Source organism: Sorangium sp. So ce836, from assembly GCF_028553905.1.
Classification (GTDB): domain Bacteria; phylum Myxococcota_A; class Polyangia; order Polyangiales; family Polyangiaceae; genus Sorangium; species Sorangium cellulosum_D.
In genome coordinates this window covers 6,847,768-6,863,367 of the sequence record NZ_CP102233.1, presented here as the reverse complement: position 1 = coordinate 6,863,367, position 15,600 = coordinate 6,847,768, and the positions used below count along the sequence as shown (strand labels likewise).

The window sequence follows — 15,600 nt, the reverse complement described above, 5'->3', positions numbered from 1 at the left end:
TACCATAAGCGGCTGCGGCGAGCTGACGGCTCTCCGCCGGCCCCAGGGAGCAACGACGTGTCCCGCTGCCCACAGTGCCACCGCCGGCTCCCCCCGGCGGGGGCTTGCCCTCGAGACGGCGGGACGGCGCCGCCGTCGGCCGAGCGCACGCCCGCGCCGGGGCCGCCGCGCGTCCCGGGCTTCCAGGTCGGCGGCTTGCTGGGGCAGGGCGGCTTCTCCGCCGTGTGGTCCGCGCGGCGCGAGGCGGACGGCCTCCCCGTCGCCCTCAAGGTCGGCCGTTCCCCCCGGCCGACGGTCCAGGCGCGGTTCCGGCGCGAGGCGGGCGCGCTCCGGCTCATCGGTCCGCCGCACGTCCCGCGGGTCCACGCCGAGGGGCGGCTCGACGACGGCCGCCCCTGGTTCGCCATGGATCTCGTCCCCGGCGAGACGCTCGCCGAGGCGCTCGCGGCGCTGCCCGGGCCTCCCGAGCCGGCCTGGGCGGCGGCGCGCGGGGCCGCGCTGCTCGACGCGCTCGCGGCCGCGCACGCGCGGGGCGTCGTCCACCGGGACCTCAAGCCGGAGAACGTGATCCTCACGCCGCGGCGCGCGGGCGCCGCGGCGGGCGCGGCGCGCGCGGTGCTGCTCGACCTCGGCCTGGCGCGGCCCGCCGGGGCGCCCCACGACGACGACATCGAGATCACGCGCGGGGGCACGGTCGTCGGCACGCCCGAGTACATGGCGCCCGAGCAGCTCCGCGCGGAGGCCGACCTCGACGAGCGCGCGGATCTCTACGCCTTCGGCGCGATCCTGTTCGAGCTGCTCACCCTCAGGCCGCCGTTCGTGGGGGACACGGGCGCGGTGGAGCACGGGCACCTCACGTTGCGCCCGCCGCGGCCGGGAGAGCTCGCGCCGGTCCCCGAGGCCCTCGAGGAGCTCGTGCTCTCGTGCCTCGCCAAGGATCCCGGCCGCCGGCCTCCGAGCGCGGCCGCGCTCCGCCGCGCGCTCGACGAGGCCTGCGCGCTCGGCGCCGCCGCCGCCGAGCCCGGCGCGGCGGCGGAGCCCGGCGCCGCCGCGGAGCCCGGCGCCGCCGCGATCGCGGAGCCCGGCGCCGCCGCCGACGCGGCCGCGATCGCGGAGCGCGGCGCCGCCGCTGCCGCGGAGCCGACCTCGCGGCCCGCGATCGCGCCGGGGCCGCCCTCCGGCCGCGGAGGCGGCAGGCTCATCGCCGAGGGGCTCCAGCCGGCCGTCGTGCTTGTCGCGGAGACCGGCGCCGCCACGCCGGTCGTGGTCGCCGCGCTCGCGAGCCGCAGGGGGATCTGCGTCCGCCAGCGCCGGCGCCGCTACACCGCCGTCTTCTCGGCCCACGACGCCGAGGACCCGGTTCGGCTCGCGCTCGCCGCCGCGCGGGAGCTCGTCGAGCGGCACGGCGCCCGCGCCGCGCTCCACCTCGCGGGCGTCATCATCCGTCCGCGCGACAAGGCCCCGCCCGCCGTCTACGGCGCGGCCGTGGATCGCCCGGAGACCTGGATCCCTGCGGATCCCTGGTCGGGCGTCGCGCTCACCGAGGAGTTCGAGCGCGCCCTCGCCGAGGCCGAGGCGACCATGACCCCCACCTCGCCGCAGGGCGCGCCGGCGGCGGAGCTCGAGGCGCCGCCGCCGACCACGGTGGGGCGGGGCGACGTCGTCGCGGCGCTCGAGGCGAGCGCCGCCGCGGCGTTCAGCGGCGTCTGTCCCGCGCTCGTCACGGTGCTCGGCGACGACGGCCTCGGCAAGAGCCGGGTCGCGGCCGAGGCGGCCGCCGTGGCGCGGCACCTCCGCCCCGGCGCCGCGGCGCTCGTCGTGCGCGCGGCGCAGCCCCTGCCGGGCGAGGCGAGCAAGGACACCGCGGCGATCCTGCGCTTCGCGCTCGCCGCGCCCGCGGCCGCGCCGGCCGATCCTCGGGCCTTCTGCGAGGCGCGGCTCGGCCCGGAGATCGGCGCCTCGACCTTCGCGTCCGTGGCCGCGGCGCTCGGGTGGTCGCGCCCCGGTGCCGCGCCCGTCGCGACGCCGCACCACCTCGCGCGGGCGATCGCCGAGGGGCTGCGCCGCCGCGCGCGCCGCGCCCCCGTCGCGGTGATCGTGGACGACGCGCAGTGGGCGGACGTCCCCGTGCTCGACGCGCTCGAGGTCGCGACGCTCGACGGCGCCGGGGTGGCGCTCTGGGCGGCGGTCATCGCGCACCCGCGCTTCGAGCGTTTCCGCCCCGCGTGGGGCGCGCGCACGCAGCGCGCCGACCGGGTGACGCTCGCCCCGCTCGACGAGGCCGCCGCGGCGGACCTCGCGGCGCAGCTGCTCCTGCCGGCCGCGTACCCGCCCGCCGACGTGCTCCGGGGGCTCGCCCGCTGGGCCGGCGGCAACCCGGGTTGCCTCGCCGCGATCATCCGGTCGCTCAAGCAGGCCGGCCTCGTGCGCCGCCGCCCCGGGGGCGGCGACTACTGCGTCGAGGCGGCGGAGCTCGACGGCCTGCCGGTCTCTCCGGCATGGCAGTGGCTGGCGATGCGGCAGCTCGGGGGGCTGCCGCAGGAGGTCGCCGCGCTCGCGCGGCTCTGCGCCGTGCTCGGCGAGTCGTTCACGCGGGCCGAGCTGGAGTGGGTGCAGGACGCCGTGGATCGCGCCGGAGGCGCCGGGACGCCGGTCGACGCCGGGTACGGGCTCGGCGTGCTCGTCGAGCAGGGCATCATCGGGCGCCGCGCGCGGGGTGACGGCGAGCCCGCCGCGCACGGCGAGGGCGACGGTCGCCGCGCGCGGGGTGATGGCGAGCGGTGGTGGTTCCAGAGCGGCCTCTTTCGCGACGCGGTGTACGAGACGCTCGATCCCGAGCACCGCGCGCAGATCCACCGGCACGCGCTCGCCTTCTGGCGGGCGCGCGTCGAGCGGGGGCTCCCTCCCGCGTCCTCGGCGGCCCCGCGGGCCGACCCGGCCGCGCCGCCCCCGGAGCTCGCGGCGCAGCCGGGGCCGGAGGAGCTCGAGCCGCTCGCCCGGCACGCGGGCGCGTGCGGGGCGGGGGAGGAGGCGGCCGAGGCGCACCTCCGGCTCGGGGATCTCGCGTTCGCGCGGCACCGGCACGTCGAGGCGGAGCGCTGCTACACCGCCGCGCTCAAGCTCGCCGGCGAGGGCGATCGCCGCCGGCGCGCGCTCGCGCTGGCCGGCCGCGGCCGGATCCGTTACCGGCTCCACCTCATCGAGGAGGCCCTGGCCGACCTCTCCGCCGCGCTCGAGCTCGCGGACGACGAGCTCCGCGCCGACGTCCTGCTCGAGGAGGCCACGGCGCTCGACTGGACGGGCGCCTACGAGGCGTCGTCGCGGCGGGTCGAGCTGGCGCGGCCGCTCGTGGCGCGCGCGGGCTCGCCGCGGCTCTCGGCGCGCCTCTGCGTGGCCGAGGGGCGCACGCGCCTCAGGCGTGGCGAGGTCGCGGAGGCGATCGCGCTCCTCTCGGAGGGGGCGTCGCTGGCGGAGTCGGCGGGCGACGAGGAGGGCCGGATCATCGCGCTCGTGCTGCTGTCGACCGAGCTCGCGCACGCGGGCCGCTTCGCCGAGGCGGAGCGGCGGGCCGAGGACGCGATCTCGCTCTGCGAGCGGGCCGAGGATCTGCCGCACCTCTGCGTCGCGATCATGAACCGCGTCGTGCTCTGGGCGCTGAAGAAGGATCTCCCGCGCGCGACCGCGGATCTCCGGCGCGCGATCGCGCTCGCGCGGGAGATCGGCAACCCGTGGCTGGAGCGCGTCGCCACGTACAACGTCGCCGAGCTGCTCTACTGGAGCGATCAGCAGGACGAGGCGCTCTCGCTGGCGCGCCGCGCGCACACGCTCGAGCGGCGGTTCGTGGATCGCCCCGTGCCCGAGTGCTCGCTGCTGCTCGCGCGCATCCTCGCGGCGCGGGGCGAGCTCGGCGAGGCGCGGCGCCTCCTCGCGTGGATCGCCGCGTCGTGCCCGCCGGAGCCGTCCGCGAAGGCGGCGCACGGCTGCTACCTGATGCTGCGCTGCCTGCTCTCGGACGGCGGCGACGGCGTCGCGCCGCGCGACCTGCTCGGCGGCCTCGACGAGGCGGAGCTCGAGGCCGGCCCGTTCCAGTTCGCCGACGAGCTCCTCGAGGTCCTCTACTGGCGCGGCCGTGCGGCATTCCGCCACGGTGCTGTCGAGGTCGCTGTCGCGAGCCTGAGCAGGGCCCGCGCGCTGCTCTCGGAGCATCCGGCCTGGCGCTCGCGGTTCGACGGGCTCGCGCTCCGGCTCGACGCGTCGCAGGCCGCCGCGAGCCGCTGCTGATCGCGCCGCGCACCTCGCGGCTGAGCCCGGTTGCGGCGATCGCGGCGCGAGGACCGCCGGAGCGGACGACCGGCCGGCCGCGGCCGCGGATCAGGAATTGCTTAGGAGTGGCCGCTGAACCGGGTGTGATGCGCACGCACGTGCGCCTTAACTGGAGGATGGGGTCATGCTTCGCGTAAGGATCGATGCTGCCGGGGTGATCGGTTTCTGCGTGCTCGCGGTCGGGTGCGGAGCGGCGCCGGCCGACGACGCCGAGTCGGTCCTCGTCGCGGAGCAGGAGATCATCGTGATGAACGGCCTCGAGCCGGCCTATTTCTGGAAGCCGTCGACGCAGCAGGCGCTGCGGGCGCTCGCGCGGGCGCCGCTCCCGGACGGGCTGGACGGCGGTGGGGCGGCGCTCCTCGCGAGCGAGCAGGGCAGGCATCTTGTGGAGCGCGTGGTCGCCTGCGCCCTGCCTGCGGGGGCGGCGGTGGAGGCGCGCTTCGAGCGGTCGTTCGCCGGGTGGATCGGGCTCGCGCCGTCGTGGGCCACGTCACCGCTCTCGGACGGCGCGTCGCGGCGCTGGATGACGGCGTGCCTGCTGCAGTCGCTGAACGCGCTGGGGGCGCATATCGCCGTGCACCTGACCGGCGGCCACCCGGGGCTCGCCGACGCGTCGGACGGCGATGCGTCGGAGTACACGGTCCGGGACGCGATCATGTTCGGCGATCTCTTCGAGCCGGCCCACCCGACCGCGTTCGCCTGCGCCGACAACGCGCTGATCGACGACTGCGGTGTGGCGCTGAGCGCGAAGACCCTCGCGCGCGTCTGCGGGCAATCGCCCTCGTGCGGGCTCACCCTCCTCGGCCATTGCGATGCGGTCTGCGACCGGGACGACGCGGGCGCGCCGACCTGCTGGGCCCGCCGGAGCGGGGTTTACCCGGAGTCGATCGCCTCGCGCCTGGAGCCTCTCGTCGCGCTCTCCTCGGGGGGCCTGACATGCGGTGTCCTGGGGCTGGTCTCCGGGCTGCTCTAGGATGCTAGAACGCCGAACACGTTGAAGTTCGGCGACATCGATTCATGGGAAGAGGGCCGCGAGGGCGCGAGGGACGCGCGTCCGCCGCGCCCCCGGAAGGCGCCCCCGGCCCCCCGGAAAGGCGGCGGCTTCCGCCGGTGTCGGATCGATCTACCCTATGGCGCTGGACAGTATTGGGGCCTTGAGGCGCAGAGCCGATCCGTGAGACTTTCTGTGGGGGAGGCCCTAAGATGCGACGATCCAGACAGACCTGGTCCGGCGGCTTCGGTCGACCAATCGACTGTTGGTCGGGCCGAGCGGCGTGCCGGCTCGAGATGGAGGCATAGGAGCGCCATGAACGTTTTGGATTCTCCCTTCCCGCTGGGCTGGTATGCCGCGGGCTCGCACGAGAGCTTCTGGGGGCACGGCAACACCTACATGTTGATCCCCTACGATCAGCTTCCTGAGCTCGAGCAGCACCATTGGGATGGCTCGTTTCGGTGGCTCCCTGCCCCGCCTGAACGCGACACGGTTTTGGGCGTTCACGAGGAGAGCTGCGAAAAACAGCTAGATCTCAGCCAACTGTACGGGGAGGCACAGCAGGCAGGGATCAGGATTCCTGATGCCTTCGCCACGTTCCTGACGACGCCGGAGATTCATCGTCGAGTTCCGACGTGCACAGCGTGTTATCTCGAACTGTCCACGCGCCTCCTTGAACCTCCGAGCAACCAGCCGGGCCGCCTGCTTCGGTTCATGAACGACCAGCAGGCGTGTGTATTATGGTACCTGTACCTCCCGCCGGACGATGTGCCTGCCGTCGTCGCCGGAATGCCCGAATGGCTCGATGACGCCTCTGAAGGCTCGCTCGATGACGACGACGGCGTCGTATTCGAGCAGCTTGTGTTGTGCGCTCCAGACTTCGAGACCTTCATCTATCGCTTCTGGATCGAGAACGCGATTTGGTACGCGCTGGTCGAGCGAAGGCCGCTGACGAGCGCGCAGAGCGCATACCTCGACGCGGTTCAACGTGCCCGGCGGCAATCGAGGGCGTGACCCTGCTCCGTTGCGCGCAGGATGCAGCACCGTGCTGGGCCCGCCCAGCAGGGGCTTGTGGCCGACGGGTGGATGCGCTTCGCGCCCTTGCCCGCGGCACAGCCTCGAATCGTTGGGCCGTCGCGCCGTGGCGCGGGGAGTGGTCGCCGCCGCCTCCGCCATGGCGCCGCCACCCCCTGATCTGACCCTCTCCACGGGTTTTCCCGTCGTTTCGTGCCGGCATGGGGCGTGCTCGAGGCCGAGCGTCATGCCGACGCTCGAGCACAACGCCCTCGTCGAGATGTTCCGTGACCAGCCGGCGCTCGCGCCCCGCTTGCTCGCGACGCTCTTCCACGTCGAGGTGCCGGCGCACGCCTCCGCCGCGGTGGTCGAGTCGTCGCTCGACCAGCTCATCCCCGTGGAGTTCCGCGCTGACCTGGTGCTCGAGCTCCGGGACGCGAGCGGCGCGCTCGTGCTGGCGATCGTCATCGAGGTCCAGCGCGACATGGATCCGAACAAGAAGTTTTCGTGGCCGACGTATGTCACGGTCGTGCGCGCCAAGAGGCGCTGCCGCACGGTCGTGCTCGTGGTCGCGCCGGACGCCGGCGTCGCTGCCTGGGCGGCGGAGAGCATCGACCTCGGCCTGGGCCTCGGCCACGTCGAGCCGCTGGTGCTGGGCCCGGCCGTCGTCCCCGAGATCACCGATCCAGCCGACGCGGCGGCGGACACCGAGCTCGCCGTGCTCTCGGCGGTGGCGCACGGCAACGGGCCGAACGGGCTCGCCGTCGTCCAGGCGGCGCTCGTTGCCGTCGGCCAGCTCGACCAGGAGCACGCGATGGTCTACTTTCAGCTCATCTGGAACGCGTTGCGTGAGCCGATGCGGCAGGCTCTGGAGGCGTTGGTCATGGAACGACAGATCGAAGGCGAGGCGACTTTCCCCCCGTTCGTGAGGCAGCTCATCGATCGCGGCAAGCTCGAGGGCATCCGTGAGGGCAAGCTCGAGGGCATCCGTGAGGGCAAGAGGGATACGCTGCTGCGGCTGCTCGCGCGTGCGGGGATCGGGCTCACCGCGAACGAGAGCGCGCGCATCCAGGCATGCACCGACATCGCGACCCTCGACCGCTGGATCGATAACGTCCTTGGTGCGAAGACCGCCGCCGAAGTGCTCTCTTGACGGTGGACGGATGCGTCCCGACAAAGGCGATGAGTCACCGCTGATTATTGCCAGGCCGTTATACCTCGGGAGGTGATGGGCGTGGCTCGTCGAATGTCACCGGAAAGACAACGCGAGTGGCAACACAGCGTTCGGTTCTGGCTCCCGCAGCAGCGCGGCATCTCCCCCGCGCACCTGTCGAGCGCCGCTACGCTGGCTCCTCCTCCAGCGCCTGCGTGATGGTGACCCCCGCCTCCCGATAAGGAGCGAGCGCCTCCTTCGACACCCCGCGCTCGGTGAAGAGCCACGTCAGCTCGCCCAGCGGGGCGACCACGTACGGAGACACCGTGCCGAGCTTGTCCGCGGTCGCCAGCGCGACGACCTCCGCCGAGGCCTCGACCATCGCCCGCTTCACGTACGACTCGTCCAGATCCACCGTGGTGATGCCGAACGTCGGATCCAGCGTGCACACGCCGAGATAGCAGAGGTCCGCCCGGATCTGCCGCACCCCCGCGATGGTCACCGCGTCCGCGGCGGCCAGCGGATCCTTCCGCATGCGCCCGCCGAGCAGCACCACCTCGACGCGCGGGTGCTCGGACAGCGCGATCGCCACAGGAGGGCTGTTGGTGACGACCGTCGCCTCGAGATCGCGCGGCAGGTGGCGCGCCACGGCCACGTTCGTCGTGCCGCTGTCGATGAACACCACCTGACCCTTCTTGATCAACGTGGCCGCCGCCCGCGCGAGCTCGTCCTTCACGCGCGGCTGCTGCCGCTCGCGCGCAGGGAAGCTCGGGTTCACCCTGGCGAGCGGCAGGCCGCCGCCGTGCACCCGCTGCAGCAGCCCCTCGTTCGCCATCTCGCGCAGATCGCGCCGGATCGTGTCCTCCGAGACGCCGAACGCACGGCTCAACTCGGCCGCCACCACCTTCCCATCGCGTTCCAGTACGGCGAGAATATGCCGCCGCCGTTCGGCGACCATGAGCCCGGAGCTGTCTGCGTTGTTTTGCACGTTTGTTCCTATTTGTGCACGAACTTGCTTGCGAAGGCCGCGCCCGCCTGCAAGATTCTTCCTTGATGTTCACGAAATTGCACGAAGATTCTGGAACGCTTCCTGCTCACCCGGCCGCCTGCTGGACGGCCTTCCTCGATCAGCGCAGCGCCCGCGCCCCGTCCGGCCCGGCGCGGAGGGGGCCGTGATGCTCGCGTCCCCAGCACCCGACGGCGACATCGCGCGCGCCCGGCGCGCCGTCTCCGTGATGTTCGTGGCGAACGGCGTCGCCTTCGCCTCCTGGGCCGCGCGCGTCCCCGCGGTGCGCGAGCGGCTCGCGCTGCGCGACAGCGCGCTCGGCCTCGCCCTGCTGGGCGTCGCCGTCGGCGCGATGCTGGCCTTTCGCGCCGCCGGGCCGCTCATCGCCCGCTTCGGCAGCCGGCGCGTCACCCGCGTCTCGGCCGTGCTCCTCTGCGCGGCGCTGCCCCTGCCCGCGCTCGCGCCCTCCTTCGCCGCGCTCGTCGCCGCGCTCCTGCTGCTCGGCGCCAGCAACGGCCTCATGGACGTCGCCATGAACGCGCAGGCCGTCGAGGTCGAGCGGCGCCACCGCGGGCCGATCCTCGCCTCGTTCCACGGCATGTTCAGCCTCGGCGGCCTGATCGGCGCGTCCCTCGGCGCGCTCGCGGCGGACCGGGCGCTGTCCCCCGCGGCGCACCTCTTCGCGGTCGCCGCCGTCCTCGCCGTTGCCGTCACCGCCGCGGGCGGGGCGCTCTCGGCCGACGCGCGCCCCGAGGCCCCGGCCGCGGCGGCCGCGGGCGCCCCCGCGGAGCGCCGCTCGACCCGGCTCCTCCTGCTCGGCCTCATCGCGTTCTGCTCCTCCATCGGCGAGGGCGCGATGGCCAACTGGTCGGCGGTCTACCTCCGCGACGAGCTCCACACCACCGCGGCCGTGGCCGCGACCGGCTACGCCGTGTTCTCGCTGGCGATGCTCCTCGGGCGGTTCTCCGGGGACGGGCTGACGCAGCGGTTCGGCCCCGAGCGGCTCGTTCGCGCGGCCGCGCTCGTCGTCGCGGCCGGGCTGGGCGCGGCGCTGCTCGTCAACGTCCCGATCGCCCTGCTGGTGGGCTTCGGGTGCGTGGGCGCCGGCCTGTCCGTCGTGGTGCCGCTCGTCTTCCGCGCCGGGGCGAGCGCCCCCGGCGTGGCGCCGGGGAGGGCGCTTTCGACGCTCGCCACCCTGTCCTACGGCGGCTTCCTCGTCGGGCCGCCGGCGATCGGCCTCCTCGCCGATCTCCTCACCCTGCGCGGCGGGCTCGTCCTCGTCGTGGCGCTGGTCCTCGTGATCGTCGCCCTGGCCCCGGCGGTGGCCCGCGGCTCCGCCGCCGGCGCGCCCGCGGCGTGCCCGCCCGCGGCGTGCCCGCCCGCGCTCAGGGCCCACTGACGCGGGCGCCGTCGCCGCGGGCCGGAGCGCCCGGCCGGAGCGCCGGACCGGCGCTCGACGGCGCGCCGCCGCTCAGCGCTTGCGCCACACCGTCGCCAGCCACGGCTGCTGCTCGCGCGGCCGGCCCGCGGGGCGGTAGTAATGCTCGATCTCCTCGAACCCGGCGGCGCTCACGTGCTCCCGCCACCGCTCCAGCGACCAATAACAGCCGTAGCGGTCGCCCGACCACCCCTCGCGATCGTCGCCGCGCGGGTTCGAGCTGAAGAGCACGCCGCGCGGGCGGAGCGCGGCGTGGAGCTCGCGGAGCACGCGCGGCAGCTCGCGGCTCGGCACGTGGAACAGCGACGCGTTCGCGAAGATCCCGTCGAAGCGCTCGGCCCCGAGATCGAGGCGCAAAAAATCCTGGTGGAGCACCTCGCACCCCGCGTGCTGCCGCGCCATCTCGACGAACCGCGCCGATCCGTCGAGCCCGACCGGGATGTGCCCCGCGGCGCGGAACGCCGCGAGGTCGCGCCCGGGGCCGCAGCCGAGATCGAGGATCGTGAACGGGCCCGCCCCCTCCAGCGCCGTGAAGAGCGCCGCGCGGTTCTGCGAGACGTCGTGGTCCCGCGTGCCCTCCCAGAACGACAGGGCGTGATCGTCGTAGTGACCCAGGGTCCTCGCGGTGAGCCGGGAGAGGTCGTCCTCGCGCATGGCGGCAGTGTGCGCCGGGCGGGCCGCGCCGCAAGGCGGGGGGCGTCCCGTCAGGGGGCGTCGAGCCAGGCCTCGAGCGCCGCAGCGAACGCGGCCGGGGCGTCGAGCATCAGCCAGTGGCTGGTCCCCGGCAGCACGACGGACGTCAGCGCGGGCCGCAGCACGTGCAGGCTCAGCGGCCACGCGTTCGACGGGGCGAGGATGGCGTGGGCGCGGGCGCCCGGGGCCGCGAGGTAGCGGTCCAGCGCGCTTGCGGCTTCGAACTCGAGCAGGTGGCGGGACATGTCGAGCATCTGGTCGTGCGGCACGGCGGCGGCGCGCGAAAGCACCGTCTCCCGCGTCGCGGGCGTGCTGCCCGCGAGCGCCTCGTCGAAGGTGGCCACGGCGGTGTCCCGCCAGCCGTCCGACTCGAGCGCGGCGATGTAAGGCGTGAAATGCTGCGCCTTGCCGGCCGCCGGGACCTGCGAGAAGTCGCGGGGCGGGTCCGCGAGCACGAGACGCGCGACCCGCTCCGGATGGGAGGCCGCGGCGGCGAGCGCCACGAGCGCGCCGTAGCTGTGGCCGACGAGCGCCACGCGGGGGAGCGCCAGGGCGTCGAGGACCGCGAGCACGTCGGCCGCGCATGCGGAAGGAGCGTAGTCCGCGTGGGCGGGGGGCTCGGACGCGCCGTGTCCCCGGAGATCGATGGCCACGGCGCGGCGCCGGCCGGAGGCGTGCGCGAGCGGCGCCTCCCAGAAGCCGGCGTGGGCGACCATCCCGTGCACGAGCACGAGCGGCAGCGCCTCTCGCGAGGGATCCGCGAAAGCGACGGGACGAGCGCCCGCGGGGGAATCGGCGCCCACGGCGGGATGATCGACGACGTGGAGCGCGCCCGCAGGGCCCGCGACGGTCAGGGAACGCATGTGCGTCGGCTACCTCGGTGTGTGCGGCCGCGTGACGGCGACGCGAGGGCGGAGCGTAGGCGAGGGGCTCGTCCGAAGCAACGCCGCGGCCCTCCGGGTGCCTTCCGATTGACGGCGCCGGAGGGCCCATCGGATAAGCAGGGCCATGAAGAACGAAGCGGCATGGCGAGAGACGAAGTTCGTCCGGCGGGGCGGCAGGCTGCGCGCGTCGACCGACCTGCGGGAAGTCATCATGGGCTCCCGCCTGACCGGGGACTGCATCGCGAGGCTCTACGACGAGTACCTGCCCCGGTACGCGCACGGCGCCGCGGCGGACCTCGGTTGCGGGACGGTGCCGCTGTACGGGGCCTACCGGAGCCATGTCTCGTCCGTGATCTGCGTGGACTGGAGCAATTCGGCGTTCGAGACGCCGCACCTCGACTTCGAGTGCGATCTGAACGGCGCGCTGCCGCTGGAGGATGCCTCCCTCGATACGTTGATCCTGTCCGACGTGCTCGAGCACATCGCGCGGCCGGAATCGCTCTGGGCGGAGATGGCGCGGATCTTACGCCCTGGCGGCGTCGCCTTCGTGAACACGCCGTTCTTCTACTGGCTGCACGGAGAGCCCTACGACTACTACCGGTACACCGAGTTCGCGCACCGTCGTTTGGCAGAGCAGGCCGGGTTCGAGGTGCTCGTGATGGAGCGCATCGGCGGGCTGGTGGAGGTGGCGTGCGACGTCTTCGCGAAGAGCGCCTCCGCCGTCCCCGTGGTGGGGAATCCGATCGCGGCGCTGGCGCAGGGCGTGGTCAGCGCGTGGTCCCGGTCGTCGCCCGGCCGGAAGGTCGCGCACTGGAGCGGCAGGAAGTTCCCCTTGGGGTACTTCCTCGTCGCGCGCCGCCTCCCCGCGCCGCCGCAGGCCTAGGGAACGCCGAGATCTTGTTCTCTTCTTGGCGTCCTTGGCGGTTCATTTCTCGGTCGATCGACGAGACGGTGGTCTAGGCCTCGGCGCGGTGGAGCTCCTGCACGAGCGCGGCGAGCCCCGGCGGCGACGACGTGAAGTGGATGCGCACCACGTCGTCGGCGCGCGGGTCGAGCTCGATCACCTTCGCGTGCAGCTCGCCGCCGAGCTGCTCGGCGAGCGCGACGGACGGGTGGAGCTGGAGGTTCGTGAACGGCGCGGGCCGCGGGTGCAGCCGCAGCACGGCGCCGAAGGGGGAGAGCCCGAGGATGAACGCGGACTGCGGCTCGCCCTCGACGCGCTTGCCCGCGAGGCGCGCGCACACGACCGGCAGCGGCGACGAGAGCGCGAGGATCTCGACGCGCCGCTCGGGCAGGTAGAGCCGCTCGGGGTTGTCGAGGCCGAGGAGCTCGTGGACGAGCACGCGGTTCGAGAACCCCTTGACGGCCAGCGCGTGGCTCTGGCCGAGCAGGAGGCCGGCGCCGGCGGCCCGGCGCGTGGTGTCCGCGATGAGGATCTGGCGGCCCACCGTGCACGACTCGATGCGGGACGTCAGGTTCACCTGCGAGCCGACCACGCCGTATTTCGTGCGCGCCTCGGAGCCGATGTTGCCGACGACCACCGGGCCGGTGTTGAGCGCGATGCCCATCTGGAGCGTCGGCAGCCCCTCCGCGCTGTTCTTCTCGTTCACCGCGTCCATCGCGATCTGCATCTCGAGCGCGCAGGCGACCGCCCGGCGGGTGTCGTCGCCCGTGGCGAACGGCGCGCCGAAGAGCGCGAGGATCGCGTCGCCGATGAACTCGATGACCGTGCCGCCGCGCGCGATGATGATGCGCGCCATCTCGCCGAGGTAGCCGTTCAGGAGGCGCATCACGACCTCGGGCGGCATGTTCTCGGTCATCGTGGTGAAGCTGCGCAGGTCGGTCATCATGATGGTGACCTCGCGCTCCTCGCCGCCGAGGAGCTGGGCCTCGGGCGAGGAGAGCAGGCGGTTCACCACGTCGTCGCTCAGGTAGCGGCCGAACGTCTTGCGGATGAACTCGCTCTTGACCGACAGCTCCGCGGCGAGCTGCGACAGCTGCTCGCGCGAGCGCTTCAGCGTGAGCTGCGTGTCGAGGCGCCCGAGCAGGATGTCGAAGTCGATGGGCTTCGTCACGTGGTCGTTGGCGCCGAGCTTGAGCGACTCGACGACGTCCTCGCTCGCCCCCCGCGTGGTCACCATGATCACGGGCAGCTCCGCCGCCGACCGGCTCTGGCGCAGGGCGGAGAGCACGCCGAGGCCGCTGATGCCGGGCATGTTCACGTCGAGCAGCACGGCGTCGAAGCGCTCGCGCGCGGCGAGCCCGAGCGCGCGCGGCCCGTCCTCGGCGGCGACGGCGCGGTAGCCGTTGTTCTGCAGCACGCGGCAGAGCACGTCGCGGTTGCCCCGGCTGTCGTCGACCACGAGGATCGCGCCGCGCCCGCCGCCCTCGATCTCCGTGTGGAGCGCGGGCTCCTCGCGCGGGGAGGCGACGTTGACGTTCACGCTCGAGGGCGCGTCCTCCTCGCCGTTCTCCATCGCCTGCACGATGCCGAGCAGCTTTCGCGAGGCGAGCTCGATGTTGCGGATGTCCTCGATGTGCTGCGGCGCGACCTTGCCCTGCAGCGACGCGACGAGCAGCCGCGTGTAGCCGAGGATCTGGTTGATGGGCGTGTACGGGTCGTGCCCGCCGCCGTGCGGCTCGTGGAGCCGCTGCGGCTCGCGCGCCGCCGCCGGGCGGGCGGCCGGCTGGGGGGAAGGCGGCTGGGGCGAAGACGGCGAGGCGGGCGTGATGCGCCTGCCCGGCGACGAGGCCGGCGCGTGCCCGCGGCCCCCGTCCTCGTGGCGCGACAGCTCCGGCACGCGCGAGCTCGGCGGCTCGGGCGGCTGGGTCGCGGGCATGGTGGGCGGCCCCTCCGGCGGGTCCCACCGGTCGAACGGATCCTGCAAGGTGTGGCCGCTGCGCGCCGAGGCCGGGCCGAGCGGCCGATCGCGCCAGCGCGCGTCCGGCGAGGGGTGGCCGCCGTGCACCGCGCCCGTGGCGCTCGGCCGATCGCGCCGCACGCGCGCGTCGGTCGGGAAGTGGCTGCCGCGCGCCGGGGCGGCGGCCGGGTGCTGCGGGGGCGGGAGGGTGCTGCCGCCCCGGTTCGACGCCGGTGCCGGCGGCAGGCAGCTGCTGTTGTTGCGCGCCGGGGGCGGAGCCGGCGGCACGTAGCTTCCGCTGGTGTTGCCGCGCGACGGGATCGTCTCCGGCGGGGTCCCTCGCGACGACACTGGGCTGACCGGTGCCTTTTTGTTCGCGTCCTTGTCGGAGGGGGATCGGGTCATAGCTACGGCGATTCTACGCCTGCGCGCGTCCTGGCAACGATGGATGACACCTGGGCTTCAATTTTTATCGCACCTCGACACCGTGATCCACGGCGGGTGGATTTCCTCCGCCGGCGCAACGCGCGCGCTCCGAGGGCGTCCGGGCTGTCCTGGTGAACTCTTTCAGTGAGCCGGCATCCCGAAACCGAGAGAGGTGTTGGCCACCTCCCGGCTCAACTGGCCTGTCGCAGCGCGTGATCCTGGGCGCGGGCGCCGCGCCGGGCCGCGGGACCGGGCCAGTGGCCTCGCGGCCCCCAAAGGCGGCTTCGAGCGCGCCGCGCGCCACGTCGACGACACGCACGTCTCGGACGCCGAGCGCCCCATCGGAGTCGCTCGTTCCCCGCGACTCCTGCGCTGCATGACCGACGCGAGCGCCGCCGGTCGCGCGGCCTGGAGGCGATTCCCCTCGTGGTCTCTGCGCGATCCATCATGGCATCTCGAAGCCAAATGAAAGACTTTTTTTGAAGTCAAGCGTCTCCTGTCCTCCCGCGAGCCTCGCTTGCGGCTGCTGGGCGTCCGGGGGCGAGGGTCGTCGCCGCGGGGCGCGGGCGGCGGGCGAGCGCTGCAGTGTCGAGCGCCGTCCCGGCGAGCTCATCGTGCACGACGAGGTGAGCCGATGCGTGAAACCGCGGCGGATCGCGGGCCATGGCCGCACGACACCCATGTTCGTACCCTGCTTCCCCACCTGATCATCGGGTGGCGCACACGCGCGCGGGCAGGCGAAAGGCGGCGCGCGAAATTTCTCCGATCGCGCCTGCGCCATGTGGAGTAGCATCGCTCAACTCGTCGACGA

At 73.9% G+C, this 15,600-nt stretch carries 10 protein-coding genes; 6 read left to right on the top strand and 4 right to left on the bottom strand.

Annotation, left to right across the window (positions count from 1 at the left end; genetic code table 11):
* The first annotated feature begins 57 nt into the window (after positions 1-57).
* From NQZ70_RS24950 to NQZ70_RS24935, 4 genes are all read left to right on the top strand, one after another.
* Complete coding sequence (locus tag NQZ70_RS24950) at positions 58-4,281, top strand: serine/threonine-protein kinase (protein ID WP_129576426.1); 4,224 nt, start codon at positions 58-60, stop codon at positions 4,279-4,281.
* Between the two features lie 166 nt (positions 4,282-4,447).
* A complete protein-coding gene (locus NQZ70_RS24945; RefSeq protein ID WP_129576425.1) occupies positions 4,448-5,296 on the top strand; it encodes a hypothetical protein in 849 nt (282 codons plus the stop codon).
* Between the two features lie 333 nt (positions 5,297-5,629).
* A complete protein-coding gene (locus NQZ70_RS24940; protein WP_129576424.1) occupies positions 5,630-6,328 on the top strand; it encodes a hypothetical protein in 699 nt (232 codons plus the stop codon).
* 247 nt (positions 6,329-6,575) lie between these two features.
* Positions 6,576-7,481 carry a hypothetical protein gene (locus NQZ70_RS24935; protein WP_129576423.1) on the top strand — a complete coding sequence of 302 codons (906 nt, stop codon included), beginning with the start codon at positions 6,576-6,578 and terminating at the stop codon, positions 7,479-7,481.
* 187 nt (positions 7,482-7,668) lie between these two features.
* Here NQZ70_RS24935 and NQZ70_RS24930 read toward each other — a convergent pair whose 3' ends face one another.
* Positions 7,669-8,469, bottom strand: a complete 801-nt coding sequence (locus NQZ70_RS24930; protein ID WP_237245581.1) for a DeoR/GlpR family DNA-binding transcription regulator — start codon at positions 8,467-8,469, stop codon at positions 7,669-7,671.
* Between the two features lie 187 nt (positions 8,470-8,656).
* Between NQZ70_RS24930 and NQZ70_RS24925 the strand changes: the two genes are divergently transcribed.
* Complete coding sequence (locus NQZ70_RS24925; RefSeq protein ID WP_129581556.1) at positions 8,657-9,886, top strand: MFS transporter; 1,230 nt, start codon at positions 8,657-8,659, stop codon at positions 9,884-9,886.
* A 72-nt stretch (positions 9,887-9,958) separates the two neighbouring features.
* Here NQZ70_RS24925 and NQZ70_RS24920 read toward each other — a convergent pair whose 3' ends face one another.
* Complete coding sequence (locus tag NQZ70_RS24920; RefSeq protein WP_129576422.1) at positions 9,959-10,579, bottom strand: bifunctional 2-polyprenyl-6-hydroxyphenol methylase/3-demethylubiquinol 3-O-methyltransferase UbiG; 621 nt, start codon at positions 10,577-10,579, stop codon at positions 9,959-9,961.
* Positions 10,580-10,629: 50 nt separating this feature from the next.
* Positions 10,630-11,481, bottom strand: coding sequence for an alpha/beta fold hydrolase (locus tag NQZ70_RS24915; RefSeq protein ID WP_129576421.1), 852 nt, complete (start codon positions 11,479-11,481; stop codon positions 10,630-10,632).
* A 145-nt stretch (positions 11,482-11,626) separates the two neighbouring features.
* On the opposite strand from NQZ70_RS24915, the gene NQZ70_RS24910 reads away from it, so the two are divergent.
* Positions 11,627-12,385 carry a class I SAM-dependent methyltransferase gene (locus tag NQZ70_RS24910; protein WP_129576420.1) on the top strand — a complete coding sequence of 253 codons (759 nt, stop codon included), beginning with the start codon at positions 11,627-11,629 and terminating at the stop codon, positions 12,383-12,385.
* Between the two features lie 73 nt (positions 12,386-12,458).
* Here the strand turns inward: NQZ70_RS24910 and NQZ70_RS24905 are convergent, their stop codons facing one another.
* Positions 12,459-14,768: an adenylate/guanylate cyclase domain-containing protein gene (locus NQZ70_RS24905; RefSeq protein ID WP_129576419.1), complete on the bottom strand. Its 2,310-nt coding sequence runs from the start codon at positions 14,766-14,768 to the stop codon at positions 12,459-12,461.
* Positions 14,769-15,600: the final 832 nt, after the last annotated feature.

What these genes read in the sequence shown, in the direction of transcription:
- NQZ70_RS24910 (WP_129576420.1), top strand. Translation starts at nt 11,627, where the DNA reads ATGAAGAACGAAGCGGCATGGCGAGAGACGAAGTTCGTCCGGCGGGGC.
- NQZ70_RS24925 (WP_129581556.1), top strand. Translation starts at nt 8,657, where the DNA reads ATGCTCGCGTCCCCAGCACCCGACGGCGACATCGCGCGCGCCCGGCGC.
- NQZ70_RS24905 (WP_129576419.1), bottom strand. Translation starts at nt 14,768, where the DNA reads ATGACCCGATCCCCCTCCGACAAGGACGCGAACAAAAAGGCACCGGTC.
- NQZ70_RS24945 (WP_129576425.1), top strand. Translation starts at nt 4,448, where the DNA reads ATGCTTCGCGTAAGGATCGATGCTGCCGGGGTGATCGGTTTCTGCGTG.
- NQZ70_RS24915 (WP_129576421.1), bottom strand. Translation starts at nt 11,481, where the DNA reads ATGCGTTCCCTGACCGTCGCGGGCCCTGCGGGCGCGCTCCACGTCGTC.
- NQZ70_RS24935 (WP_129576423.1), top strand. Translation starts at nt 6,576, where the DNA reads ATGCCGACGCTCGAGCACAACGCCCTCGTCGAGATGTTCCGTGACCAG.
- NQZ70_RS24940 (WP_129576424.1), top strand. Translation starts at nt 5,630, where the DNA reads ATGAACGTTTTGGATTCTCCCTTCCCGCTGGGCTGGTATGCCGCGGGC.
- NQZ70_RS24920 (WP_129576422.1), bottom strand. Translation starts at nt 10,579, where the DNA reads ATGCGCGAGGACGACCTCTCCCGGCTCACCGCGAGGACCCTGGGTCAC.